Annotated in this window: 18 protein-coding genes and 4 tRNA genes; 10 read left to right on the forward strand and 12 right to left on the reverse strand. The window is 43.3% G+C overall.

Annotation, left to right across the window (positions count from 1 at the left end; genetic code table 11):
• Positions 1–42 precede the first annotated feature (42 nt).
• Positions 43–2640 carry a CHASE3 domain-containing protein gene (locus Q8W40_RS04620; RefSeq protein ID WP_305396090.1) on the forward strand — a complete coding sequence of 866 codons (2598 nt, stop codon included), beginning with the start codon at positions 43–45 and terminating at the stop codon, positions 2638–2640.
• Positions 2641–2732: 92 nt separating this feature from the next.
• Here Q8W40_RS04620 and Q8W40_RS04625 read toward each other — a convergent pair whose 3' ends face one another.
• Positions 2733–5096 (reverse strand): DNA polymerase II, encoded by a 2364-nt coding sequence (locus tag Q8W40_RS04625; protein ID WP_305396091.1) that lies wholly within the window; start codon positions 5094–5096, stop codon positions 2733–2735.
• 504 nt (positions 5097–5600) lie between these two features.
• Here Q8W40_RS04625 and uvrY point away from each other — a divergent pair.
• The 3 genes from uvrY to pgsA are packed head-to-tail and all read left to right on the forward strand — an operon-like array spanning position 5601 to position 8685.
• Entirely contained in the window at positions 5601–6245 is a 645-nt protein-coding gene (gene uvrY / locus Q8W40_RS04630; RefSeq protein ID WP_101115258.1) for a UvrY/SirA/GacA family response regulator transcription factor, read from the forward strand.
• Entirely contained in the window at positions 6245–8077 is a 1833-nt protein-coding gene (gene uvrC, locus Q8W40_RS04635) for an excinuclease ABC subunit UvrC (RefSeq protein ID WP_305396092.1), read from the forward strand. The genes uvrY and uvrC overlap by 1 nt, the downstream gene beginning before the upstream one ends.
• Before the next feature lie 50 nt (positions 8078–8127).
• Positions 8128–8685 (forward strand): CDP-diacylglycerol--glycerol-3-phosphate 3-phosphatidyltransferase, encoded by a 558-nt coding sequence (gene pgsA, locus Q8W40_RS04640; RefSeq protein WP_305396093.1) that lies wholly within the window; start codon positions 8128–8130, stop codon positions 8683–8685.
• 65 nt (positions 8686–8750) lie between these two features.
• Here pgsA and Q8W40_RS04645 read toward each other — a convergent pair whose 3' ends face one another.
• Complete coding sequence (locus tag Q8W40_RS04645; protein WP_305396094.1) at positions 8751–10814, reverse strand: GGDEF domain-containing protein; 2064 nt, start codon at positions 10812–10814, stop codon at positions 8751–8753.
• A gap of 433 nt (positions 10815–11247) precedes the next feature.
• On the opposite strand from Q8W40_RS04645, the gene Q8W40_RS04650 reads away from it, so the two are divergent.
• The 4 genes from Q8W40_RS04650 (at position 11248) to Q8W40_RS04665 (ending at position 11761) form a co-directional block, all read left to right on the forward strand.
• Positions 11248–11321 (forward strand) — tRNA-Cys (locus tag Q8W40_RS04650).
• A gap of 3 nt (positions 11322–11324) precedes the next feature.
• Positions 11325–11400: transfer RNA gene (locus Q8W40_RS04655), tRNA-Gly, on the forward strand.
• Positions 11401–11570: 170 nt separating this feature from the next.
• A tRNA-Leu gene (locus tag Q8W40_RS04660) sits at positions 11571–11657 on the forward strand.
• A gap of 15 nt (positions 11658–11672) precedes the next feature.
• Positions 11673–11761: transfer RNA gene (locus tag Q8W40_RS04665), tRNA-OTHER, on the forward strand.
• 147 nt (positions 11762–11908) lie between these two features.
• On the opposite strand, the gene Q8W40_RS04670 is transcribed toward Q8W40_RS04665, so the two are convergent.
• The 10 genes from Q8W40_RS04670 to Q8W40_RS04715 all read right to left on the reverse strand — a co-directional run bounded on the left by Q8W40_RS04670 (position 11909) and on the right by Q8W40_RS04715 (position 22239).
• Positions 11909–12766, reverse strand: coding sequence for a mechanosensitive ion channel family protein (locus tag Q8W40_RS04670; protein ID WP_305396095.1), 858 nt, complete (start codon positions 12764–12766; stop codon positions 11909–11911).
• 102 nt (positions 12767–12868) lie between these two features.
• Positions 12869–13507: a YdcF family protein gene (locus Q8W40_RS04675; protein WP_305396096.1), complete on the reverse strand. Its 639-nt coding sequence runs from the start codon at positions 13505–13507 to the stop codon at positions 12869–12871.
• Between the two features lie 8 nt (positions 13508–13515).
• Entirely contained in the window at positions 13516–14355 is an 840-nt protein-coding gene (locus tag Q8W40_RS04680; RefSeq protein WP_305396097.1) for an NAD(P)H-binding protein, read from the reverse strand.
• A 2-nt stretch (positions 14356–14357) separates the two neighbouring features.
• Positions 14358–14600 carry a TIGR02647 family protein gene (locus Q8W40_RS04685; protein ID WP_104402540.1) on the reverse strand — a complete coding sequence of 81 codons (243 nt, stop codon included), beginning with the start codon at positions 14598–14600 and terminating at the stop codon, positions 14358–14360.
• A 375-nt stretch (positions 14601–14975) separates the two neighbouring features.
• Positions 14976–15194 carry a hypothetical protein gene (locus Q8W40_RS04690; RefSeq protein ID WP_305396098.1) on the reverse strand — a complete coding sequence of 73 codons (219 nt, stop codon included), beginning with the start codon at positions 15192–15194 and terminating at the stop codon, positions 14976–14978.
• Positions 15195–16106: 912 nt separating this feature from the next.
• Positions 16107–17888 carry a M28 family metallopeptidase gene (locus Q8W40_RS04695; RefSeq protein ID WP_305396099.1) on the reverse strand — a complete coding sequence of 594 codons (1782 nt, stop codon included), beginning with the start codon at positions 17886–17888 and terminating at the stop codon, positions 16107–16109.
• A 668-nt stretch (positions 17889–18556) separates the two neighbouring features.
• Entirely contained in the window at positions 18557–19327 is a 771-nt protein-coding gene (locus Q8W40_RS04700) for an ABC transporter permease (protein ID WP_305396100.1), read from the reverse strand.
• A gap of 9 nt (positions 19328–19336) precedes the next feature.
• Positions 19337–20068, reverse strand: a complete 732-nt coding sequence (locus Q8W40_RS04705; RefSeq protein ID WP_305396101.1) for an ATP-binding cassette domain-containing protein — start codon at positions 20066–20068, stop codon at positions 19337–19339.
• Positions 20065–21054, reverse strand: coding sequence for a YVTN family beta-propeller repeat protein (locus tag Q8W40_RS04710; RefSeq protein ID WP_305396102.1), 990 nt, complete (start codon positions 21052–21054; stop codon positions 20065–20067). The genes Q8W40_RS04705 and Q8W40_RS04710 overlap by 4 nt, the downstream gene beginning before the upstream one ends.
• A 30-nt stretch (positions 21055–21084) precedes the next feature.
• Entirely contained in the window at positions 21085–22239 is a 1155-nt protein-coding gene (locus tag Q8W40_RS04715) for an ABC transporter substrate-binding protein (RefSeq protein WP_305396103.1), read from the reverse strand.
• Between the two features lie 239 nt (positions 22240–22478).
• Between Q8W40_RS04715 and pedF the strand changes: the two genes are divergently transcribed.
• Together pedF and Q8W40_RS04725 are read left to right on the forward strand one after the other, a co-directional pair.
• Complete coding sequence (pedF, locus tag Q8W40_RS04720; protein WP_305396104.1) at positions 22479–22982, forward strand: cytochrome c-550 PedF; 504 nt, start codon at positions 22479–22481, stop codon at positions 22980–22982.
• Positions 22957–23886, forward strand: coding sequence for a substrate-binding periplasmic protein (locus Q8W40_RS04725; RefSeq protein ID WP_305396105.1), 930 nt, complete (start codon positions 22957–22959; stop codon positions 23884–23886). Before pedF ends, Q8W40_RS04725 begins: the two co-directional genes overlap by 26 nt.
• Positions 23887–23957 lie beyond the last annotated feature (71 nt).

Consider the following 23957-nt stretch of genomic DNA (forward strand, 5'->3'; position numbering starts at 1 on the left):
CTGCAGAGTGCGAAGCGCTCAAAGGTAAGGCTAAGGTTTCGTATGTTTAAGAATTTATCCCTCACTTTGAAAATAGCATTAGGCACAGGTATCCCACTTGTACTGCTGATTTTTCTTTCAGTCGTCGCGTTAAATAGCTCAAATAATCAAGACGAATCAGGTCATATGGTGGACCATACGCACAAAGTCATACAGCAAGCCATGAAAATTGAAGGGGCTGCGGTGGATATGGAAACTGGGATGCGAGGTTTTCTGCTTGCGGGTCAGGAAGCATTCTTAGAGCCTTATGTTAATGGACGAACTCGCTTCGGCAATTTAGTTTCTGAATTGCAAAAAACCGTTAGTGATAACCCTGCGCAGGTTCAGCGCCTCTCTGAAATACAAAGCAACATTAATGCTTGGGTTTCCAATGTGACAGAACCTGCTATTTCGTTACGCCGAGACATCGGTAACGCCAAAACCATGGATGATATGGCCGATTTGGTTGGCGAGGCAAAAGGTAAAGTGTTTTTCGATAAGTTTAGAGAACAAATTGCGACCTTTATCAGTCGTGAAAATAAACTGTTGCAGGCTCGTCAAGAATCGACACGAGAGGTTTCAGCCAATGCCTATCAAACCATTTCAGATTTAGAAACCAATAACTCATGGGTTAACCACACCCATGAGGTAATTCGCCTTTCCTTAGACCTTACTGCTGCTGCCGTTGATATGGAAACGGGAATGCGCGGGTACTTGCTTGCTGGCAAATCTGAATTCTTAGAACCGTACAACAGTGGGAAAAGTCGTTTTTTCGACATAAGTAAAGCGCTGAAAGAAAAGGTGAGTGATAACCCAATACAAGTTTCTAGAATTAGTGCAATTGAAAAGAACATTAAAGGCTGGAACAAAAACATAACGGAACCCGCTATTGCAGATAGAAAACGAGTAGTCTCTGGGGCGCTTTCCATGGATTACATTGCAAACTTGGTTGGGCAAGCGCGAGGCAAACAGTACTTTGATAAGTTCCGAGCGCAAATTGGCGAGATCATTGCTGAGGAAGAAAAGCTCATCGTTGAGAGAAGTAAAGAATCGGCGCAAAGCTTTGAGGGCATGAATGCCGCAATAAATGAACTTAATGAGTCGGCTAAATGGGTGGAGCATACACATAAGGTCATATCGCAGGCAATTGATATTCAAGCGGCAGCCGTGGATATGGAAACAGGTATGCGAGGCTACCTGTTAGCAGGAAAAGTGGAATTTTTAGCACCTTACGAACAGGGTTTTCAGAATTTCAATAAAGGCGTTGATTTACAGAAAAAAACGGTGAGCGATAACCCAGCGCAAGTCAAATTGCTTGAAGAAATCAGAACAACCATTTCAGAGTGGAGGTTGAATGTCACCGAGCCAGCTATTGCGTTACGCTCTAGAATTGGCGATGCCAAAACAATGAACGACGTAGCAAAATTGGTTGGGGAGGCGCGTGGTAAAGTCTATTTTGATAAGTTTAGAGGGCAAATTGCCGAGTTTATTCAAATAGAAGAAAGTTTGATGATTCAAAGGCAAGGAGCCGCAGAGTCGGCGACGGAAAACACCGCTTACACCATTATTATTGGTACTTTAGCTGCGGTATTGATAGGAGGAGCCGTATCTTGGATTGTATTGAGAAGTATTGTTCAACCTGTTGAGGAGGTCGCAAGCGGGTTGCGTAAACTTGCTGGTGGGGATTTAACCGTGAGTATTGCTGTCGATTCCAAAGATGAGTTGGGCAAAATGTCAGAAAACTTCAATCAAGCGGTTTCCAAAACCAACCAAGCCATGCAAGAAGTCCTTTCAACGACGAATCAAGTCGCGGAAGGAACGCATGAAATCGCCCAGACAAGTGAGCAAATGGCGCGAGACCTCGACCTTCAAGCTGAACAAGTGGAACATATTTCAACGTCTATTGATGAAATGATGCAAAGCGTTGCCGAGGTGGCTAAGCAATCAACTGATGCAACAAGTAGCGCCAAAGAAGCAGGTGTTACCGCCAATTCTGGTGGTGATATTGTTCGAAACACCATACAGGGTATGAGCTCCATTAACGAAGCGGTAATGGCGTCTTCGAAAAGTGTGGCTGAATTGGGTAAACGCGGTTCCGAGATTGGTGACATTATTAATGTAATCAATGACATTGCAGAGCAAACCAACTTACTTGCTTTGAATGCGGCTATCGAGGCAGCACGTGCAGGCGAAGCCGGACGAGGTTTCGCGGTGGTTGCGGATGAGGTGAGAACGTTGGCTGATAGAACCACGACAGCAACGGAAGAAATTGCAGGCTCAATCGAAGCGATTCAAAGTGAAACTAAGCTTGCAGTAGATAGAATGAACGCCGGTACTAGCCATGTGGAAGAAGGGGTGGAACTGGCAGGAAAAGCGGGAACAAGCTTAGAAGATATTGTTGCAGGTGCCGAAGCGGTTGCCACGATGATAGACAGTATAGCGGCGGCATCGGAAGAGCAAGCAAACGCAAGCGTCGCAGTACGTGAAAGCGTTGAAACGGTTTCCGAAGTGTCTAAAAATGCCAACAGCCAAGCGAATCAAGCGGCGTCTTCTGCTAGGGATTTGTCTTCTCAGACGGATAAGCTGAAAACATTAGTGGCACAATTTAAAGTAGGTGCATAGCTGCTAAACATTCACACTGAGTTAACTTATCCATAATGTAGAAAAGAGCCAGATATTGTCTGGCTCATTTTTTTAAGGTGAAAAGGAAAAGACTAAAAAAGCCCAAGCTGCGGCGCGTTCAAGCTTTCAAAGTCTAATCCAATAAAGGGGAGAATAGCGTCTGCTACAGGTTTTAGTTGTTTATCTATGTAGTGTTGATAGTCGATTGGGCTTTGTAAATACTCATTTGGTTCTGGACCATTTAAAGTAATGACGTATTCTATTCGGCCTTTGTTTTGATATTGCAGTGGTCGACCAAGGGCTGCATTTTTTTCATCAGCTAACCGAGCAGCTCTTACTTGCGGAGGAATGTTTTTTTGATAATCAGCCAGCTTACGACGTAACCTTTTTTGGTAGATAAGCTGATGGTCGAAAGCTCCGTTTTTGGTTTTTTCGACGTACTCGCGAATGTAATCTTCCGGGTCCTTGCCATGGAACACCATGTCGTACAAAGTTTGCTGGAATTCTTGAGAAAGTGGTGTCCAATCTGTTCTGGCACTTTCTAGCCCTTTAAAGATGATTTCTTCTTCGTTTCCTTCCCCAATTAAACCAGCATAACGCTTTTTAGAACCAGCTTCTGAACCTCGGATAGTTGGCATTAGGAATTTCCGATAGTGCGTTTCGTATTCAAGTTCGAGGTGAGAGGTGACGCCGTATTCAGAGGTGAGATGAGACGTCCACCATTCGTTGATATGGTTCACGAGAGTATGTCCAATGTCATCGGCGTCTTTTTGGGAGTGCGGCTTCTTTAAGGCCACAAATGTAGAGTCTGTGTCGCCATAGATAACTTGATAACCCTTCTCTTCGATTAGCGTGCGAGTTTGCTTCATGATCTCATGACCACGCATGGTAATGGAGGACGCAAGACGTGTATCAAAGAAACGACAGCCAGAAGAACCAAGCACTCCGTAAAAAGAGTTCATAATAATTTTAATGGCTTGCGAGAATGCTTTCTCATTATTCTTTTTGGCTATGTCTCTTGCTGCCCACAACTGTTCGATCATTTTAGGTAAAAAATGCTTTTCGCGGTGAAACTGCCCACCACGAAACCCTTTAACGGCAGAATCTTGAGTGTTGCCAATATCGAGTTTAAGCCCTTCAATTAATCCTAATGGGTCGATGAGAAAGCTACGAATAATGGAAGGGTATAGGCTTTTGAAATCGAGAACCAGCACAGAGTCGTATAGTCCTGGAACCGAATCCATGACATAACCACCGGGGCTTGCAAGCCAATTTTCGGGCTGAAGGTTAGGGGCGGTATAGTTAGCACGATGAAGCCGAGGTAGGTATAAGTTGGTAAATGCTGCTACCGATCCGCCAACCCTATCTAGCTCGACACCCGTTAGCTTTGAGCGTTCTATTGCGAATTCGAGCAAATGGGTATGTTCAAAAATTCGGTTGACCAGCTTACAGTCTTGCAAATTATATTTGGCCAGCGACGGCTTATCTTCTCTGAACATTCTATTGATTTCATCCATACGATCATGGACGTTGTGAATGTCTTTTCCTTCGCCAAGCAATTCTTGTGATACAGATTCTAATGACCAAGATCGAAAGTGATACGTTGCGGTTTTCAGAGTGTCGATTCCATCAAGAACAACTCGGCCAGGAATTCGAATGAAGCTTTGATTGGTGGTATTCGATTGACGAAAGTGCGCGTTTTGCCCACCCCGACCGATTTTTAAAGGCAAGTTATGCCACTCGCATCGTTTATGGAGTAATCGAAAATCAAAATCGATTACACTCCAACCGACTATAATGTCTGGGTCAAACTGAGTAAACCAGTCACACATGGCTTGAAGTAGCTGAAATTCATTTTCTACCCATTGAACGGCTGTGTCACAGGGTTCCGGATCCCCAATCATAATGACTCGGCTATCCATTTCGCTATCCAACCCAATGGAATAGAGTATGCCTTTCTCACTACATTCCAGATCGAGTGATACTTGAGTCAGAGTAGGGTGATAGGTCCCGTTTTTACATTGAGCACTCAGGTATTGGTTGTGATCTCGCTTCGGTACTAAGTTACCTTGAAATTGAATGCTGCCTTGGATGAATCGCTCCATCAGGTATCGGTCGGCAAGTCGTACGTCCGATTCGTACGTAATCAGCTCATTGCTAGCAAGAATTTGAGAAGCGGCATTGGCATTTTTGATGGATGAAAAGTAAACGCCAGACGCGGGTGTCTGATCGAACGTTGTGAGTGGCAATGGCTTAATTTGGTGTTCAATATTAGCATCGTTGATAAGGTTGGAAGCCAATACGCTCTGTTCTGTCTCAATAAAAAAGACAGGCTTCTGGTTTGGGATGATGACATGAACGGGACCCCCATCTGTATTCAGCCATAAATCGACTTGCGCCTTTCCAGACACATCACGTGCTTGTCTTGTTAAAACGAACCCATCTTGAACGGTCAAACTTTGTGCCTTTGTAAATGGCTATACAGATAGTGATGGAGTATACCTGAGTCCGCCAAAGGTGTGCCACCCATGAGATTTTTCCCTATAAATAGGTAAGAGCATGGTTGCATTTATTTCGCTGACATAACGCCAGATCCATCCGTTTTTTGCAGTTTGGTTATAAGTTAGAATTTTTATTTATGAGGTCTGCGTCGGATTATTTAATGGAATTTAAGACGTTAAGTTGGTATTACTGAAATATCAATAAAGTGTTAATTCGCATTCTTTTCTATAGGTGACTAAAATTCCTACAACAAACGGTGGAATTTGGTTCAAATGGAGGGCGACTTAACGAGTCTGATTATAAGTTATGACTAAAGTTTGCGTTAGGACGCATATTCGTTGTAATTTTTAAGCCAGAATTGCGATATGATGAGTTCATCTGATATTTATGTGATTGGTTCACTGGATGGTGAATTGAAAACATAGCGAGAACCAAAAAATTAGTGTGGAGATACAAGTTTGATTAATGTTTTCCTTGTAGATGATCACGAGCTGGTTCGCACAGGGATACGACGTATTATTGAAGACGTCCGTGGTATGAACGTAGCAGGGGAAGCTGACAGCGGTGAAGAAGCCGTCAAGTGGTGTAGAAATAACCATGCTGACGTTGTTTTAATGGATATGAACATGCCAGGCATTGGCGGTTTAGAAGCCACAAAAAAAGTGCTTCGGTTTAACCCCGATGTAAAAATCATTGTACTAACAGTGCATACAGAGAACCCTTTCCCAACTAAAGTAATGCAGGCGGGAGCGGCAGGGTATCTGACAAAAGGAGCAGGACCAGACGAAATGGTGAATGCTATTCGAATGGTGCATTCTGGGCAGCGTTATATTTCACCTGAAATAGCGCAGCAAATGGCGTTAAGCCAATTCTCTTCCGCATCTGAAAACCCTTTTAAAGACCTTTCGGAACGAGAGCTTCAAATCATGATGATGATTACTAAGGGGCAAAAAGTAACTGACATTTCAGAGCAATTAAGTCTGAGCCCTAAAACGGTGAACAGTTACCGATACCGTCTCTTCAGCAAGCTGGATATTAGCGGCGATGTTGAATTGACCCACTTAGCCATTCGTCACGGAATGATCGACACCGAGACGTTGTAGTGTCTCAGACGTTCGATTCCGGTTCCTTCCTTAATACCGTTACCAGTCAACCCGGCGTATACAGAATGTATAACGCCGAGTCGACGGTAATTTATGTCGGTAAAGCCAAAGATCTTAAGAAACGCCTCTCAAGCTATTTTCGCAAAAAAGTCGATAACGAAAAGACGCGTGCGTTAGTCAGTCACATTGACAAAATAGACGTCACAGTTACTCACACCGAGACTGAAGCGCTCATCTTAGAGCACAACTATATAAAGCAGTATCTTCCCAAGTACAACGTGCTACTCAGGGATGATAAGTCCTATCCATACATCTTTTTAAGTGGGCATAAGCACTCTCGCATATCAATGCACCGAGGATCTAAAAAGCGAAAAGGCGAGTATTTTGGTCCTTACCCAGATTCTGGTGCCGTTCGAGAAACATTACACCTGATCCAAAAGATTTTCCCTGTTAGGCAATGTGAAGATACGGTATACAGCAATCGAACAAGACCATGCTTGATGTACCAAATTGGTCGTTGTGCTGCGCCTTGTGTATCCAGCATCATTTCCGATGAAGAATACGCAGAGATCGTCAATTATGTGCGTCTTTTCTTGCACGGAAAAGACAAGCAGGTTGTCGAAACCCTTGTTTCCAAAATGGAAAAAGCCAGCATGGAATTACGGTTTGAAGATGCAGCGACACTTCGTGACCAGATCCAAGCTATCCGACGCGTGCAAGAGCAACAATTTGTATCTGAAGACTCAATGGATGATTTGGATATACTTGGTTTTGCACAAGAGAATGGCGTTGCGTGTATTCACATTTTAATGGTGCGCCAAGGCAAGGTGTTGGGGAGTCGTAGTCATTTTCCAAAAATCCCGAAGAATACCGACAGGCATGAAGTTTTCCATAGCTTTTTGAGCCAATATTACTTGAGCCATAACGAGGCGAGAACCATCCCGTCACGTCTTATCTTGGATCAAGATTTATTTGAAGATGCAGAGCCTTTCCAAGATATATTGTCGGAGATTGCAGGCAGAAAAATTACCATTCAAACCAATCCAAAAGGGACGAGAGCTCGTTACTTGAAGTTGGCTAATACCAATGCACTCACGGCAATTACGACCAAAATCAACCACAAGATGACCATCAACCAGCGTGTAAAAGCGCTGCAAGAACATCTTGGCATGGATTCTATTCAACGTATGGAGTGTTTTGATATCAGCCATACAATGGGGGAGAGTACCATTGCCTCTTGCGTTGTCTTCAATCGAGAAGGACCCGTGAAGCAAGAATACCGCCGTTATAACATTGAAGGGATAACCGGCGGCGATGATTATGCTGCAATGGGGCAAGTGCTTGAACGCCGTTATTCAAAGCAACTGGATGTGGAGAAAATTCCCGATATTATCTTTATCGATGGGGGTAAAGGGCAGCTTAATCGTGCGCACGAAATTATTTCACAACATTGGGACGATTGGCCTAAGCGCCCAAGGCTCATTGGTATAGCAAAGGGGATAACGCGTAAACCTGGTTTAGAAACCATGATTACGACCGATGGCGATGAATTTAACATGGCGACGGATGAACCAGCGTTACACCTTATTCAACACATACGAGACGAAAGCCACAACCATGCCATTGCTGGTCACAGAGCCAAGCGTGGAAAAACCAGAAGAACCAGTGCACTTGAAGGAATTGAAGGTGTTGGACCCAAACGACGCCAAGCATTGCTCAAATACATGGGTGGATTACAGGAGCTCAAGCGTGCAAGTGTTGAAGAAATAGCCAAAGTTCCTGGTATTAGCCTTTCTTTGGCAGAAAACATTCATCAAGCATTGAAACAATAACCGTTTTGACGCACCATTAAGCGCGCAATGTCTAAGAGCCTAAAATATATATGCGTTTTACCATACCGAACATTCTTACCTTACTTCGATTAGTACTGATTCCTGTATTTGTCATTGTGTTTTATATCCCTGCATCGTGGGCCCCTTTTGCTGCGGCAATGGTGTTTTGGGTTGCTGGGTTCACCGATTGGCTTGATGGCATGCTGGCTCGTAAGCTAGGGCAAACTTCGCGTTTTGGAGCGTTCTTAGATCCTGTTGCCGACAAAGTGATGGTGGCGACCGCGCTCATTCTCATCACAGAGTATTACGCAACGTGGTGGATCACTATTCCGGCGATTACCATGATTGCTCGAGAAATTATCATTTCAGCGCTACGCGAGTGGATGGCAGAAATAGGTAAACGTTCAAGTGTGGCTGTTTCTTGGGTTGGTAAAGTGAAAACGTTAGCGCAAATGTTTGCTCTATGGGTTCTCATTTGGCGCTATGACGACTGGATGGTATGGCTAGGTTATGCTGCTTTGTACCTTGCGACAATCCTAACCTATTGGTCAATGATGCAGTATTTAGCTGCAGCAAAAGACGACTTACTAGACGAGAAGCATCAATAGAGTTCAATTGAATAATCGATGGTCGAAAGTCGGGCTATAAAAAGATTCAAAGAAAAAGCGGATGATTAATCCGCTTTTTTAATTTGTGATACTGCAAACTGATTTCTTCCACTGCGTTTGGCGTGATAGAGAGCCGTGTCGGCGTGATGTAACGAATCAGAAAGGCTTACGTCTGAAGCACTGTGAAAAAAGTGTGCTACACCAATAGAGAGCGAAACACGATCAGCGCAGTAGGAATGTTTATTCGGTATTTTCAATTCATACAAAGAGTGTTGTATGTTCTGAACCGTTTGAGCCACAGAGTCTACGTTTTGATTAGGAATAACGGCAACAAACTCATCGCCGCCGTAGCGATAACATTTGGCATCTAGTAGCTCACAATTTCCCTTTATCAACTGCGTGATCGCCACCAAGACTTTATCCCCTTCAACATGACCGTAGTAATCATTTAGCTGTTTATAACAATCAATGTCGATCATCACGATGCTGTACTCAGAGATATTCTGCTTTTGCAGATCAAGATAGTGGGCATCAAGCGATTGGCGATTCCAAAGCCTTGTTAAGTGATCCGTCTGAGAAAGTAACGTTAGCTTTCTTCGGTTTATCTGGTTCTCAAGCGCAATTGAAAGATAGTTTGTTAGCTGGAGAAAAAGCTCATACTGATAAGTTTGATACGCATAACAATCACCAGCTTGGATAGTAAATATCGCGTTTACTTCACCGTTTATGGTAATAGGGGCGAATAACAGCGAGTTTTTGTTTCCGTGTTTTGCCGAGTTGCCTAACATGGCGACTTTTTTATCTACGGTCATATCATTGAAGTAGAGAGGGCACTTGTTTTTCCCGCAGTACTCGAAGAATGTTGCCTGCTCTGAGAAGTCGATGTAATGCGAATCTTTTATTTCGCTATCTTCATAGTAATGCTCTACGAAGATACGATTGCGTTTTGGTTGATAAAAACCAATGGCTAACGTGCCGACTTTAAATAAGCCTTTTAGGTCTGCTACCAGTTGAAAGATAACATCTTTGAAATTGTCGCATGTACTGAGGTATTGCCCAATTCTATTGATTAAACGAAGGTTTTTATTGATGTCTTGTGCTGATTCTAATGCCAGCCTATCCATATTTAGCTGATAGATCTGGCTTAAATAGTCACGTTCTCGTGATATCGCTGATTCACGAGATTTTTGAAGTGATGCAAACATCAATTGATAGTGCTGATCTCGTTCTTCGCCAGATGGCATTTGTTCAACTCGAGACAACAAGATGTGATTGAATTTATCAATCAGCTTGTTGGCACCAATCTCTCTTGCTAGTGAAAGCCCGTTTTCTAAATGATTGTCTAGTTCATCCCAATTGGATTGAGTAAGCAAAAGCTCACAATAATCTAAAGTCATCTCAGACAAATAGTAATCGTTTTTGCATTGTTTGATGGCTTCTATTGCAAGGTCGAGCTGTTGCTTCGCTAGTTCCACTTCATTAATTGATATGTAGTACTTTGCTTTTCTTTGATAGTAAAAACTGAGGTATCGGACATTTCCAGAAGCATGAGTTTCAATGATATCGAAAATGGATTTAGCTTCTTCGTATTGCTTCAATTCGATATGAGATCCCGCCAAATTAATGTAGGAAATCAGTGAAAATTGAAATTCATCCTCTTTCAGGCCTTTAATGGCGTCAGTAAAATATTTTATTGCATTCTGGTGTTGTCCTACTGCAGCAAATAGATCACCAATGTTGTTTTTAACTAGAGATACTAGGCGCTTGTCACCGTATTTATGGATCCTTTCTGCTTTTGTCAGAAATTCACTGGCATGAGAGTGATCACCTAGTAACCCGAAAATGGTCCCAATATTGAAGTAGGCAATAAGAAGAAGGTAATGCTGTTGGTGGGTTTGGCATAGGGATACACAATCAAAAAATTCCTTTAGCGCAGGAATTAATTTACCACCTCGATAAAGTGTGTAGGCGCTAAAAAAAGATTGATACTCTACTGGAATAGAATGACCGTACTTTTCTGATAACTCGCGAATTTTTTGCTGCCGTTCTATCACTTCTTCTGCTGAGGCAGAGGTGAAAACATTGCGCACGCGTTGCAGCAGATCCGTTTGCCATTGCGAGTTATTCATTGACGGTCCCTATCATAATAAGGCGCAGATTATAGCACCTCGTACTTTTAAAAATATAAGATTGGTCGAAAAACTCACAATTAATACTTGGCTAATGAGCTGATTGATGAATTCACCATTATAGACGGGGAGAAGGCTCCTATTCTCGGTGTTATCGCTTGTTGATGTTGCGCGGTTTCGCCGAGTTTATACCCTGCATCAATCTTATCTCTTTGCCTTCGATACAGGGGCGCAAACTGCTTGAAGAATAATCTCGAAAGGTCAACAGAGCCTAGCTATACGATGATTAAAATGACTGTTTTGCGTGTTTTGACTGGAAAATAGCCAAGCGAATCAAAAAACTAAAAAATACAGTTGACGCTCTCGCGGGAATGCGTAGAATGCCTCCCCGTACTCAAGAGGAACTGATTTAAGTTCTTCGGATTGAGTTGAAGGCGCGTTGGCAGAGTGGCTATGCAGCGGATTGCAAATCCGTGGACCTCGGTTCGACTCCGGGACGCGCCTCCATTTGCGACACTAGCTCAGCTGGTAGAGCGCAACCTTGCCAAGGTTGAGGTCACGAGTTCGAACCTCGTGTGTCGCTCCAAATTTTGTTTGATGATACTTCATCAAATTGTGATGCAAGGTGTTCCCTTGCCAAGGTTGAGGTCATGCCTAAGCCTTGAAGATCGGGAACCTCGTGTGTCGCTACAAATTAAAATGGTATGGCTTTACTGCGATATCAGGATGGTGTCTCCATCACAATGAATATTGTGTGCCCTGGTGGTGGAATTGGTAGACACAAGGGATTTAAAATCCCTCGGCGTTCGCGCTGTGCCGGTTCAAGTCCGGCCCGGGGCACCATCTCTCGAATATTATGCGACACTAGTTCAGCTGGTAGAGCGCAACCTTGCCAGGTTGAGGTCACGATTACGCCTTGAAGATCGGGAACCTTGTGTGTCGCTCCAAAATTCTGAAATCTCGACAGAAATGTCGAGATTTTTTCGTTTTTAACCACCTAAACTTTTAAGCTCCAATACAACTAAAAAAACAAGCCAGTCGCTTGGTTTCTTGTATGTAGCACGCGGAGCACAGTACGAATTATCAATCTGATTTTAGGTTAGTGAAACAGGGTTGTTCTGACCGAAATGGCGTTGATACATAGCCATAAAATCTTCACGAATCAGCTGTTCAATTTCAAATGCACGATCTGTTGGGCAAAAAAGCATGAAATGAACAATTTGTTCGCCAGTATTCGCGCTAGAAACGGATATATGCGGTTCTGCACCAGGTAAATCGACGCCGGCATGACGTTCAATGACAACGTTGTATCGTTTAGCGACATCAATAAAGTCTTCGCAGTGGTCATCAATTTTTGCCAAGAGGCTAGGGAACATAGGGTATAGGTTACGAAACTCCCCAACCACAATATTGAAACTGTGATAAACGTAGCGTTTCATAAAGTTTAGATTTTTCACGGGAACACTGAAAAACATACTGTTTGGTAGTGTTGCTGTTTTTCCAGTGTAGTTATAGTTACCGTGGTGCAAATCAATTTCTTGAATCACTGTTGCCATCAAATTGTGCTCAATTACTTCCCCGCAAAGGTTACCAACCTCAATCCAATCTCCAATTCTAAATGAACGAGAGCTCGCCCTTTGAATCGATCCTGTAAAGCACAGAATAATTTCTTTAGATGCGACAACAACAGCTACAGCAATTGCGGTAAGTGACAGTGCAAATTCACTGATTTCAGATTGCCATAATAAAAATAGCGTAATAATAATGACTGAAAACGCGCTGTTTTTGGTGCGAGAGATCCATTTTCTTTGGTCTTCAGTGAGGAAATTGACGTCACCTCGGATCAAAGAAATGATGATTCTTCTAACCAGTACAATGAGCAAAATCAGCAGTGCACTTGATATGAGTTTATTTTCTGCAAGAAAGCCGACAGCTTGATTCAAGACTTCCATTAAATTTCTCCTGCTATGCGCCTTCTTTATGAGTTCACTTCTTTTATACTCAGCCCAAGCCTCAAATGAGGTTTGGGCTGAGTTGTGATTATCACTTTTTTATTAAGAAAAAGAAGGTCGCGCTTTTATATTCTGATAAGCAAGCATAACCCCATCTGGGATGTCTTGTTCGATCTGGTATCCCTTTTCAGGGTAAGTTTGCAAACGCTCAAAATCTCCGAGCATGGTTTCGATAACTAAATTGGAGGGTATCGTATCGGTGAAGTAGTCTGAAAACTTGCCTCCAGACGATGTGACGTTCACCTCTACGTATGGCAAGTCCCATTGTTTCTTGAACGTCGCGTAAGCACGTCTTTCCATGTAAGGCTTTTGAACCAACAAAACCCGGTCTGGGGAAAAATCAATTTCTCTAAACAAATTGGCAGTGAAAACCACATTCTCACCTGAATTGGTGGCGTGTGTTTCTAGTAATATATCTTCTGAGGGAACGCCCATTTGCTTAGCGATTTCTGCAAAATGTTCTGCTTCACTGAGATCAAATAAGCCTTCAGTTAAGCGACCTTGTGCTCCGGAAAACACCAATTTTGGAGCGATGCCTTTCACATAGAGGCTAGCCGCGTATTCCGCCACTCTTTCATCATTGCTACACATACAAAATATGCAATCTGCATTTTCAATACGTTGGTGCATTTGCATGTAATGCCAAACAGTTTCTATATCTTGATATAGCCGGGTTGCCATAAACTCTCCTATAGCGCATCTAAAGTACTCGGATAGAGGTACTGATAGCCCAAAGAAATCAATTTGTCCGTCACGATCATTTTACCGGGTTGGTCTACCACGGGTGGTAATGAAAGGACACTATCTGAACTCACAGATTCAATGGCTCGTTGATAGTACTCCGCTTTACTCACGGTTGACGGGCTGGTTGCGTTGACAACGGTATTTTGGAGATTGGTCACAGCGAAAGCGACGACGCCAACAGCATCATCCTGATGCAGCATATTGGCGGGAGCAGAAGAACTGACCGATTTTAACCTCGCGGCAAAACGGGATGGGTGTCTATCTGCGCCAACCAAACCACTGCATCGAACCACAACGTAGTCCAAGCCAGAATCTATAATGGCTTGCTCAGCTTTCAACATGATGACAGCTTTTTCAGAAAATGCGTTATTTTCAAGTGCAATGGAAAGAGAAGCGCACGCTTCATTCATTTTGGTTGGTTGTTCAGGATAAACTGTCGTGGAGCTGACTTTTACTATTTTCTTAACACCAGCGTCGGTTGCGGCTTTAACCATAGCTTGCCAGTGATTCAAATAATGCAGACCGTTTCCTTTGCGAAAGCCGGGTGGAAATGCACCTATCAAAACGTCAATGTCATGGTTTTTCAGGTGTTGGGTGAGCTGGTTAGCGCATTCCTGTTCATTTTCAGACAAGCGGAACAGAAACGTTTCAATGGCTTCCTGCCTAAGTTGCTCACAACCTTCGAGGGTTGTTTTACTTGCAATAACCTCGTGACCGGCTTCTTTCAGCAATTTGGCTAGGGGAAGTCCTAGCCAGCCTGCGCCTACAATGGCGATTTTTCTCATGCTTAAGCACCTGCAGTGCTTAAAACGCGAAGGACTTTGTCGGCGTGTTCAGCCACTTCGATACCTTCATCCGTTAAATAGCCACCATCGGCTTGTGTACATAGACCTTTCTCAAACAATCGCTGGACCGCTCCTTGTACCGACTCTGATGCGTCTTGATGAACTTTAATGCCAGTGGCTGAGCTACTGATATCGAATTGAAGAAGAAGGTTCAATTCGTCGAGATGATCTTGTGTGTATTTCATGGAACTACCTCTTAGCGATTAATCTGTTCTCACCTTAAAACGCTGATTAGGCATGTACAACCATGGGAATAAAGATCTGTTAGGTTGAATCAAATTGGTCGCAATGTAGACACATTATTTGTACTTGTTTTGCTTGTCAGATGGATTGTTCCGGTGGAGTTGATATTCGTTGCTAAGATATTCCATATTCTTTGGTAGAGAAGCCGTTGAATCAAGCATCTTGAAGTTACTTGGGTATATAGAAGAATGTGTACTGTTCGAATTTAATTAGGTTAGTGACAAGCAAGTAGAAGAGCTCGTTAGGGAGCTCTTTGCCTCTGGCGTTATAGGGGAAACGCTAGGAATCTGCATGGTTAGATTCGATATTGTAGTGGTTTAGTACCAGACCATACTTTCCGGAGTCATGACACCAGCAATTGTTTCTGTTGCACTGCCAACAAAGCCAGTGGTAACCCCTTCTTCTGGGTTAACACGCAAAGCAGGTTTAACAATCGCTTTTACGGGCTCTTTAAGCCAATTTTTGCTATCGCTAGAGGGCTCTGAACCCAAAGTGCTTTTTACTGATGGTCTAGCCAGATGATTTTGAAATTCCATACGCAAAGTTCAATCCTTGTATCTTATACCCAAATAATCTCACCTTTGGGGTTCATAGTCTGTGTCACTTCGTTGTCGAAGAAATGAAACCGACTATGAGGCTCTGAATCCTATACCCTGAGGTTACTGGGTATAAAACCATTTGAGTTTACTATTGTGAAATATGGCTCATACAGTTTTCACTTTAATGACAGTAGTAAAAAATCTGAATAATGTGTTTTTTTATTACTGTTTTGTGATCTGACAACGTTTTAAAAATGTTATCCACATTTTCTGTGGATAACTCGGTTAACACTCTTTACCAGCGTATGATATTCCTATGATTTTCGTTTTCGAGAGTACAAATCTGAACGGAGACGCAAGTTAACTGCACGCCGCTTACGCAATGGCACTCAGTAAATCCGTTGATGTAATCAGTATAGATTGGGGCTGACGGTTTATAGAGAAACTTGTATCTAGTTATTGAATTTAAAGCTTTTTAAGCTAGATTTAACTCATGTTAATACCTGTTAATTTTGCTGTGTAACCTACCGCTTATTCCACTAAACCTATTTCCATAACGTGTGCCATTCCTAGCGAGTTAGCCGCTAGTTTTGTTAGTAATTTAGGTGGTGCAGAAATAACCAATTAAATAGTGTTGTCTTATTTTAATGGGGTTGAAGGGTTTTTGGGTTGTGGGTAACCCTCGCAGAAATAAGCCGTAGCACATATTTTTCCACAAGTTTATCAATAAGGGTTGAAAGGCATTTAGGTTGCAGGAACGGATGATTGTTGTAAAAAACATCTCGAAAGGTCAGCAGACTCTATCAACAAAGCACACTCAAATTACAAAATACCCTGAAGAAAGTGGGTACCGAAGTTAGAATGAGCAAAAAAATCCCAGCCAGTAGTATGGCTGGGATTCAGACCGTGTTATTCGAAGTCTTGGTCAAAATCACCATGGAAGTGATCGTGATCAGATACGCTGTCTGCTGCTTTCAGACGTTCACCAATGCGCAGTGTTTCTTTTGGAGCTGATGTCGCTGAGAAGCTACGAGCTTGTCGTGCTGCTGCTTTAGGTTCAGCTGGCTCTGGGAATAAGTCTTCACTCATTGCATAGTAGGTCGTGACATAAGTTAGAGCTTTGGTGTTCATGAACAGTGCTTTGTGACTGACGTTAGTAGAATCGTCACAGGCACGGTGATAACACTTGTCGTATGCGACATCGATATCACCACCAAATTCACCGACTTCTTCAGCCGACTTAAGTTTCTCTGCACCAGTAAATAACCCGCCGAATGCGACTCCCCAATCTGCAAATCCTGCGTAGTCAGAACGTTTAGAAAGTGCTTGAGGGACAGTTGTCTCGCCATTGTCACCAAAGAAATTGATAAACTGAGTTTCTATGTCTGATGTACCAAATGGAGGCTCGAAGTCGCCAGTATACGCGTTATCTGGGCTGTCTTTCGTGTCAGACAAGTCGCCATCCATAACACCGTAAATGTAGTTAGGCGAACCGATCATGTCGAAGTTTAGATACAACTTCACGTTGTTCATTTCGTTGTAACGAGCTTCCACCAGTTTGTTTTGTTCTTCAGTAAGATCGGCCGGATCTTCAATGCCTAGTTCTTCCATGATTTGCTTACGCGCTTCATCCAGAATAGGTTTGAACAGTTCTTCGGTGTAGTAGTTTGAACCGATTAATCCAGCTTCTTCCGCTGCCCACCATGCGAAGCGGATTTTGTTTCGAGGCTTGATACCCGTATCAGCAAGAGTTAACGCATACTCAAGTAAGCCTGCAGAACCAGAGCCATTATCGTTGATGCCTGGGCCTTCAGGAACAGAATCTAAGTGTGCACCTAGCATAACAATCTGATCATCATCGCCACGGCGAGTTTCTGCAATCAAGTTATGTGTTTTCACGATTCTGTTCATGACGGTAACATTTAAGGAAGCGTTGATCGCACCATTGGCAAGGTCGTCGAACCATTGTTTACCTAGGTCATAACGCAAACCAAATGTCGGGATAGTGACGGTGCTGTCGCGGCTTAACGTACCTGCCACTACGCCTTTACGCCCTTCTGAGTTACCTTGGTTAAAGATGATCACACCAGTTGCTCCGGCTGCTTGAGCATTCGTCGCTTTCGCGTTGAACGAGCAACCACCGCGTTGAATCACCGCTACTTTGCCAGTGACATCCTTACCATCAAAGTCGGTCGCCTCACAGCCATCTGTATCATCATAGTCTGGTTGATCAAAACGGAAGTCAGGTGTGACAAAAACGATGTTACCGTCAACTGTCCCATTCGATGAGCCGGAGTATGACATGGTTGCGTAATCAGCGACTTCGCCTTCTCCTGCATCTTTAGTTGAGAGGAGAGCTTTACCATCAACCGTAACAGAGGTGTTTGGTAATTCTTGCCAGCTTCTAAAATCAAACCCTTGCTTAGTCACCTTATATCCGGCTTTTCTTAATTTCTTAGCGATATATTTCAGTGAACGTTTATAGCCTTTTGTGCCTGCGGCACGAGTAAGAGCACTACCATCCGGAGTGGGCACCGCACGCTTTTCTAATTTATCGAGATGCTTTACTACCGCGTCTTTCTCTATCTGGTCGCTGACATATTTTGCGTATAATTCAGGAGTACAGCCAGAGAGCATGACTGACGCGACCGAGATCGCGATCAAAGATAACTTAGTGTTCGCCATTTTCATTATTCATTTCCTTTGAAGTTGACTTTAAGTGTTCCGTTTCTATATCCAAGGAAGTTATATTTAAATAACGTTTACTTAAATAAATCGTGCGTTGAGCGCTACACACTTATTAGGTTTTTCGGATATAGGGAAACAACCCATGGTAGTAATTGAAAAATGGGCATATCAAATATAATTATAATCTTTCACAGGGAAAATAAATAAAATGTGAAAGTGGATCTAAATGCAGTGAAAATCAAAAGCTTGCATTTCAACCCGTCTAAGTGCATAAAAATTCTATTTATCACACTTTTTGTAAAATAAATAATCAAGACAAAGTGTGGTATTGGTCCAAAAAAAACATGGGTAGAATATTATTCTGAGCTTGGCGTCTAAACAATAAATATTCTAAAGCTTATCGGAACGCTACAATAAATCTACCGTTGAAATGATATTGAAACAAAAAGTTAGTTTAATTGTTTATGCAATGAGCTTATTTATCAATTACTGATGATTAATTAAAAGAAGTTTCGTAAATAAGAAAAGAGAATATTTAACATTGATCTGTGAATTTTGATTACAGTGCTAAAGTTTTGAAATTGAGATTACTAATATTACGTAATTTTTGAACCAAGGTAGATTTAATTATGTTTTCTATTGATATGTTATATCATAATAAAACCTCATGACTACTGTTTTTTTAAATTAAATTGAGAGGAAGCCAATAAAGAAAATAATAGAGCAAGAGTTATCACTATTATTGTTCCCATTTGATTGAATTGGGAATAGAGAGCGTACCGAATTAGCTCGACACAATAGGTAAATGGGTTAAAACGGCAGATTTGGTATAACCATTCGCTGGATTCCTGCATTTTCCATAATGGATAAAGGGCTGATGACATAAAGAACATAGGGAAAATGACGAAGTTCATTACCCCAGCAAAGTTTTCTAACTGATGAATGTAGGACGCGATTACGATCCCGAGACCTGAAAGCATCATCGCCGTTATGAAGCAAGCAGGTAGCGCATAGAAAAAACCCACTGTTGGTGGCTCAATCCCATATAAATAGGCAATACCTAAGAAGGCATAAACCTGAAGTAACGAAACTAATGAACTGGCAATTTGCTTAGATAATATGAGGAACCATCGTGGGAGGGGGCTAGTCAAAAGCAGCTTTATCGAACCCATTTCTCGGTCATACACGATGGAGAGCGCGCTTTGCATACTATTAAAAAGTAAGACCATGGCGCACAGCCCGGGCAATATGTACTCTTCATAATTAATGTACGTGGCGTACGGCTCTATTATCGAAATCCCCAGTGCGGCTCTAAAACCGGCTGCAAATACGATTAGCCAGAGCAGGGGGCGCACTAAGCTACTGGCGAAGCGTGTTTTTTGCTGAGTGAACTTTAAAAACTCACGGTACACAATGCTAGAAAAACCAAACCAATAGTTCACGTTGCATCCTTATTTGAGTTCAACAGAGCCAAGGCACGTTTGATACAATTGCTGAACAGAATCACAGCGGTATTTTTGGCATAGTTGACTCACGCTACCTTGCTCAATCAAGTTCCCCTTTAACAGCATTAACACGTTATCGTTGGGCTCTACTTCATCAATAAGGTGCGTTGCCCAAAGCACGCATGTTTCACTTTGTGTGGCGGTTTTTCGTATTAAGCGTACGAGCACGTTCCTTACTTCAGGATCTAACCCAGAGCTTGGTTCGTCTAAAAGTAATAGACGTGGAGAGTGCAACATCGCCCGAACAATCTCCAACCGCCGCCGGTGCCCGCCATTCAGTTCTCTTACCTTCTTTTTTAAAGTGTTCTCCAATTCAAACTCTTTAACCAAAGGCAAAAACGCAGTGGTGGTTTCTGTTCTGCTTAACCCTCGTAACCCACCGTAGTAAAAAAGGTTTTGTTCTCCGGTTAAATCTAAATCCAAAGCACTTTGTTGAAAAACCACGCCTGTATTTTTTGCGCTGTGCTGAGGCTGTTCAATCAAACTTTGACCAAACATTAAAATCTCACCTTCCTGCTGAGGAAGAAGGCGAGTAAGCAATGAAAATAGAGTGGTTTTGCCAGAGCCATTAGGGCCAAGCAATATTGTGATACCACCAGAGAGCTCGAAAGAGACATTTTTGAGCGTGATTCTATTGCCCCGTTGAAACGTTAGGCTCTTAACACTAACTGGAATCATTGTGGTGTCTCTTTGATGACGGCTCCCCAAGGATAGCGACCAACTTTGATGGATTTCAAAACCTTTAGATTGGGGACATCAATGATCGATACGTCGCCACTGACTCCATTTGTAGTAAGAAGTTTGTCTTCTGCCGCGTTAAACGCCATGTGCCAGACACGCCTTCCAACCAAGAGATAATCGAGAATTTCCAAAGATTGTTGATCGACAATCGCGATATGATTTGCAGGGCCAAGGGCGACAAATGCGAATTTTCCATCGCTCGAAAGCTGAATGCCCACTGGCTGAATTTTGTGGGAATGGATGCCTTTCGGTTTGAAGGTGAGTGTTTTTAATACTTGCCTTGATTCAGTATCAATCACTTTTACAGTGCCACCAATCTCGGAGCTGATCCAAAGCCTTTCGCCACTTTTGGTGAATTCAGCGTGTCTTGGTCGCTCATCAACCAACGTGTTATGAACGACTTGGTTCGTTTTAGAATCTATCCAGTGCGCCATGTTTGAGGTTTCCGAGGTAACGATAACGGTCGAGCCATCCGGGCTCACAGCGACACCTTCAGGCTCTACGCCGACATCAATTTGGGTAATCACGCTTTTGGATGGAATATCTATAACAGTAAGAAGGGCGTCATCTTCATTGGCCACATACAAAACTTCGCCATTCGGATGCAAAGCGAATTGCTCTGGGTCCTCCCCCGAAGGCAGCTCTCCGATGATGTCTTGCGTGGCTAAATCCAATATTTGCACGGTATCCGATTCACTGGCACAGATATAGAGTTGTGTCTTGTCTTTGCTCAGTAAAATTCCTCGCGGCCGATCGCCCACGGTGATCGTTTTGAACACCTCTAAGCTGCCCATATCAATCAAACTAATTGAGTCGTCTTTTTCATTAGAAACATAGGCGACCTCTGACGCAAAAGAGGCAGCAGCTACCCACGGTAATGTGCAAACCAAATAAAGGGTTAAACGTGTTAAATACCGATTCATCTTCCTGTCCTTTTAAATTTATATACCTTTTTAATCCGTTAAATCGCACTTCGAATCCTGTTTGTCTGCCCCTAATGTGTCTAAGTCATTGAAAGGGTGTAAGTAGCCTTCCAATGGAGCGGAGGCGACAAGCGCATTTGGATGAGCAAGTGGAATAGGCTGACGTAACTGTCTATTCCATGGTCTGAAACTGAGTTTTCTGCCTTTGTAAGCACCAAATTCGAAGGTAGAGCTGAGTAAGTGCTTCAGAATACGATCAGGTTCTACCGAGTTCGTTTGAGTGACTGCCGCGTTGAGAGCACGAATGGCAACCCAAGCCGAGTAGTCATGAGCATTCATAAATCGATCCGATTGCTCAAAAAATCGATGCTGAAGTTGTATGGCGGCCCATTGCTCAATCGCTTTATGCCAATTGTCTGCTCGTAACCCATGAGTTCCCACAATGGGTCTTGGTAGCCAGGTATTAAAAGGGAGGTACTGACCAAATACGTTGTGCACATCCACTACCCAAACAGCGTCGTAGTTTTTGTATTGAGTGAACAGCGGGATCTCTTTGGCGGTGCTGCGCCTTAAATCGGCATCAAATGTCCATGGTTTGTCTGCGATGATCTGTAATCCGAGGCGTTTGATGCTTGCACGAACACTGTCTGCCATTTCTAAATCTTGCTCTGTTGAACCGGTAATCAGCAGAACTTTTGTGAGCTTTTTGTACCGAAGCCATTGGGCTATGGCATCGGACAACATGCGATAGCTTGGCGAAGTGTGTAAAACATTGGTGAGGCACGTATCGATTCGCAATGCTTGGTTGGCTGAATTGACATTAAATATCAGTGCCTCAGGAGGTAAAGCCGCTTGAACGCGTTTCAACGTCGCGGCGCCGCTATCCACTAAGTAGAGCTTCGTTCCTGATTGATAAAACGATTTGGCGTGGGACACGAGTGCGTCTTGGCTGGTTTCTCTTACGGTAGATAGCGTGTATTGATGCCCCAAGAATTTTCCAGCTCCGTTGCTGTCTTCAATGGATAATTCGGCTCCAGCTTTGCCACTGTCGGAGTGAGGTCTTAGGTAAATTGGAGTCGCTGTTATCGCGTCTTGAACTAGCTTCAAATAAGCTACGCTCACGTCCAAAGCAAAGGCGTAATGTGAACAGGATGACAGAGAAATACCCATCAAAACGATCTTCATCCAACTTCGCTTTATCTGCGGTCTTCGCCTAAAAAAATGAAGCATTCTGCCTCCGATTCCGTTTCCTATTGCTGACTACTCTAATCAACTAAGTTTGGTTTTGACCATGCTGTAACCCAGTAAAACAGGCGATTTCCTCCTAAAGGATGACAAAATACGGAGCTTATGGATGATTTTGTTCGATGCCATGTACCCATACACTGAAGCTAGAAAAATAGTGAAGTGAAGGAGTACGAATCATGAAAAAAATTATATGGAAGTTACGTAAAAAATGGCAACCGAGAAAAGCCGTTCTAACCATTTTAGGTGGATTTTTGGTGCCAGTTGCCGCTGTTGTGCCAAGCCTGATTTTCTTATCCGAGCCAGTGGCGGCACACGGAAATGTCACCCCCCAATCGATAGACACATCGTCTATTCCTCAACTAGGGGAAGATTGGCAAGACACCAACCCATATCGCGAACTGCAAGCCAGTGAACGCGCTGAAATAGAACGAATTGGTGCATCTGCTTACAACCAAAACTGTGCTCGATGCCATGGTTTAGAGGGCATTTCTGGCGGCATCGCCCCAGATCTTCGTTTTCTTGAACCCGACTTTGATGGTGATGAATGGTATGTCTACCGCGTTCAGAATGGCGCAGTCAGAAACGGGGCTGTTTACATGCCAAAAATGACGGAACATCTAAACCAAGAGGCGTTATGGGCAATACGGACTTGGCTTGAATCTGTTGCACCAGACAGTTGATATGAAAGCGATCATCTACATTTGCTTAGCGGTGGCGATTTTATGGCTGCCTTCCATGCTGGCTTCTGCCCGTTCGATGGACGACATTGTCGATAGCGGTTACATCAAAGTCGCGTTTTATCGTGATTTTCCACCGTACTCATTCATTGAAGGTGAAAAGGAAAAAGGCATTGACGTTGAACTTGCCCGCGCTTTTGCAGAGGCGCTCGATGTCGAGTTGAGATTCTTATGGATGACGGCAGACGAAACCGCTGAAGATGATATGCGTAACTACTTATGGAAAGGGTTAAATCTGCATACAAACGACGGAACGCGAGTAAAAGCCGATGTCATGATGCGTGTTCCCTATGACAGAAAATGGCAACTTAAAAGGGACGACCTTGGCTTACCTGCACATGAACGCGTGTACATGTTTGCCCCTTACCAAACAGAGCGATGGCGAGTGGCATTTGATGCTTCTAAGAATGCCCAAATAGAAACGGTTGCGATGTTTCAATACATTCCCGTGGGTGTGGAGATAGATACTGTCCCTCAGTTCTATTTCGCGACAGCATTTGGTGGGCGCTTTCGTCAAAACACCAAAACATACAATAGCCTGCAGCTAGCATTTGGTGCACTTAACACCGGAGAGGTACACGCGGTAATGGGGTTAGGTGGGCAAGTTCAGTGGATGAAAAATCGGTCTGGTGAATCGATCAAACTTTCGGACACGCATTTTCCCACTTTAGGTATTCTCCGGTGGGACATTGGTATGGCGGTTCAAGCCGATTACCGTCAGCTATCGTACGCCTTAGAAGATGTGGTTATTGCCACGCTTTCTGATGGGCGAATGCAGGCTTGGTGTCTTGCAATGACGATTGATTGTCCTATTCCTGAACTATACAAAGAATTAGTAACCGAGTAGCCCAATTCCTCTCCACCCTAGGGTGGAGACTTTCCCTCCAACTAAGGGATGAGAAAACTTCATCCAGAGTC

The sequence above is a fragment of the Vibrio penaeicida genome, assembly GCF_030689305.1.
GTDB classification, from domain to species: domain Bacteria; phylum Pseudomonadota; class Gammaproteobacteria; order Enterobacterales; family Vibrionaceae; genus Vibrio; species Vibrio penaeicida_B.

What these genes read in the sequence shown, in the direction of transcription:
- Q8W40_RS04680 (WP_305396097.1), bottom strand. Translation starts at nt 14,355, where the DNA reads ATGAGAAAAATCGCCATTGTAGGCGCAGGCTGGCTAGGACTTCCCCTA.
- Q8W40_RS04645 (WP_305396094.1), bottom strand. Translation starts at nt 10,814, where the DNA reads ATGAATAACTCGCAATGGCAAACGGATCTGCTGCAACGCGTGCGCAAT.
- Q8W40_RS04685 (WP_104402540.1), bottom strand. Translation starts at nt 14,600, where the DNA reads ATGAAATACACACAAGATCATCTCGACGAATTGAACCTTCTTCTTCAA.
- Q8W40_RS04670 (WP_305396095.1), bottom strand. Translation starts at nt 12,766, where the DNA reads ATGGAAGTCTTGAATCAAGCTGTCGGCTTTCTTGCAGAAAATAAACTC.
- Q8W40_RS04710 (WP_305396102.1), bottom strand. Translation starts at nt 21,054, where the DNA reads ATGAATCGGTATTTAACACGTTTAACCCTTTATTTGGTTTGCACATTA.
- pedF (WP_305396104.1), top strand. Translation starts at nt 22,479, where the DNA reads ATGAAAAAAATTATATGGAAGTTACGTAAAAAATGGCAACCGAGAAAA.
- Q8W40_RS04715 (WP_305396103.1), bottom strand. Translation starts at nt 22,239, where the DNA reads ATGAAGATCGTTTTGATGGGTATTTCTCTGTCATCCTGTTCACATTAC.
- Q8W40_RS04705 (WP_305396101.1), bottom strand. Translation starts at nt 20,068, where the DNA reads ATGATTCCAGTTAGTGTTAAGAGCCTAACGTTTCAACGGGGCAATAGA.
- Q8W40_RS04690 (WP_305396098.1), bottom strand. Translation starts at nt 15,194, where the DNA reads ATGGAATTTCAAAATCATCTGGCTAGACCATCAGTAAAAAGCACTTTG.
- Q8W40_RS04675 (WP_305396096.1), bottom strand. Translation starts at nt 13,507, where the DNA reads ATGGCAACCCGGCTATATCAAGATATAGAAACTGTTTGGCATTACATG.
- pgsA (WP_305396093.1), top strand. Translation starts at nt 8,128, where the DNA reads ATGCGTTTTACCATACCGAACATTCTTACCTTACTTCGATTAGTACTG.
- Q8W40_RS04620 (WP_305396090.1), top strand. Translation starts at nt 43, where the DNA reads ATGTTTAAGAATTTATCCCTCACTTTGAAAATAGCATTAGGCACAGGT.
- Q8W40_RS04695 (WP_305396099.1), bottom strand. Translation starts at nt 17,888, where the DNA reads ATGAAAATGGCGAACACTAAGTTATCTTTGATCGCGATCTCGGTCGCG.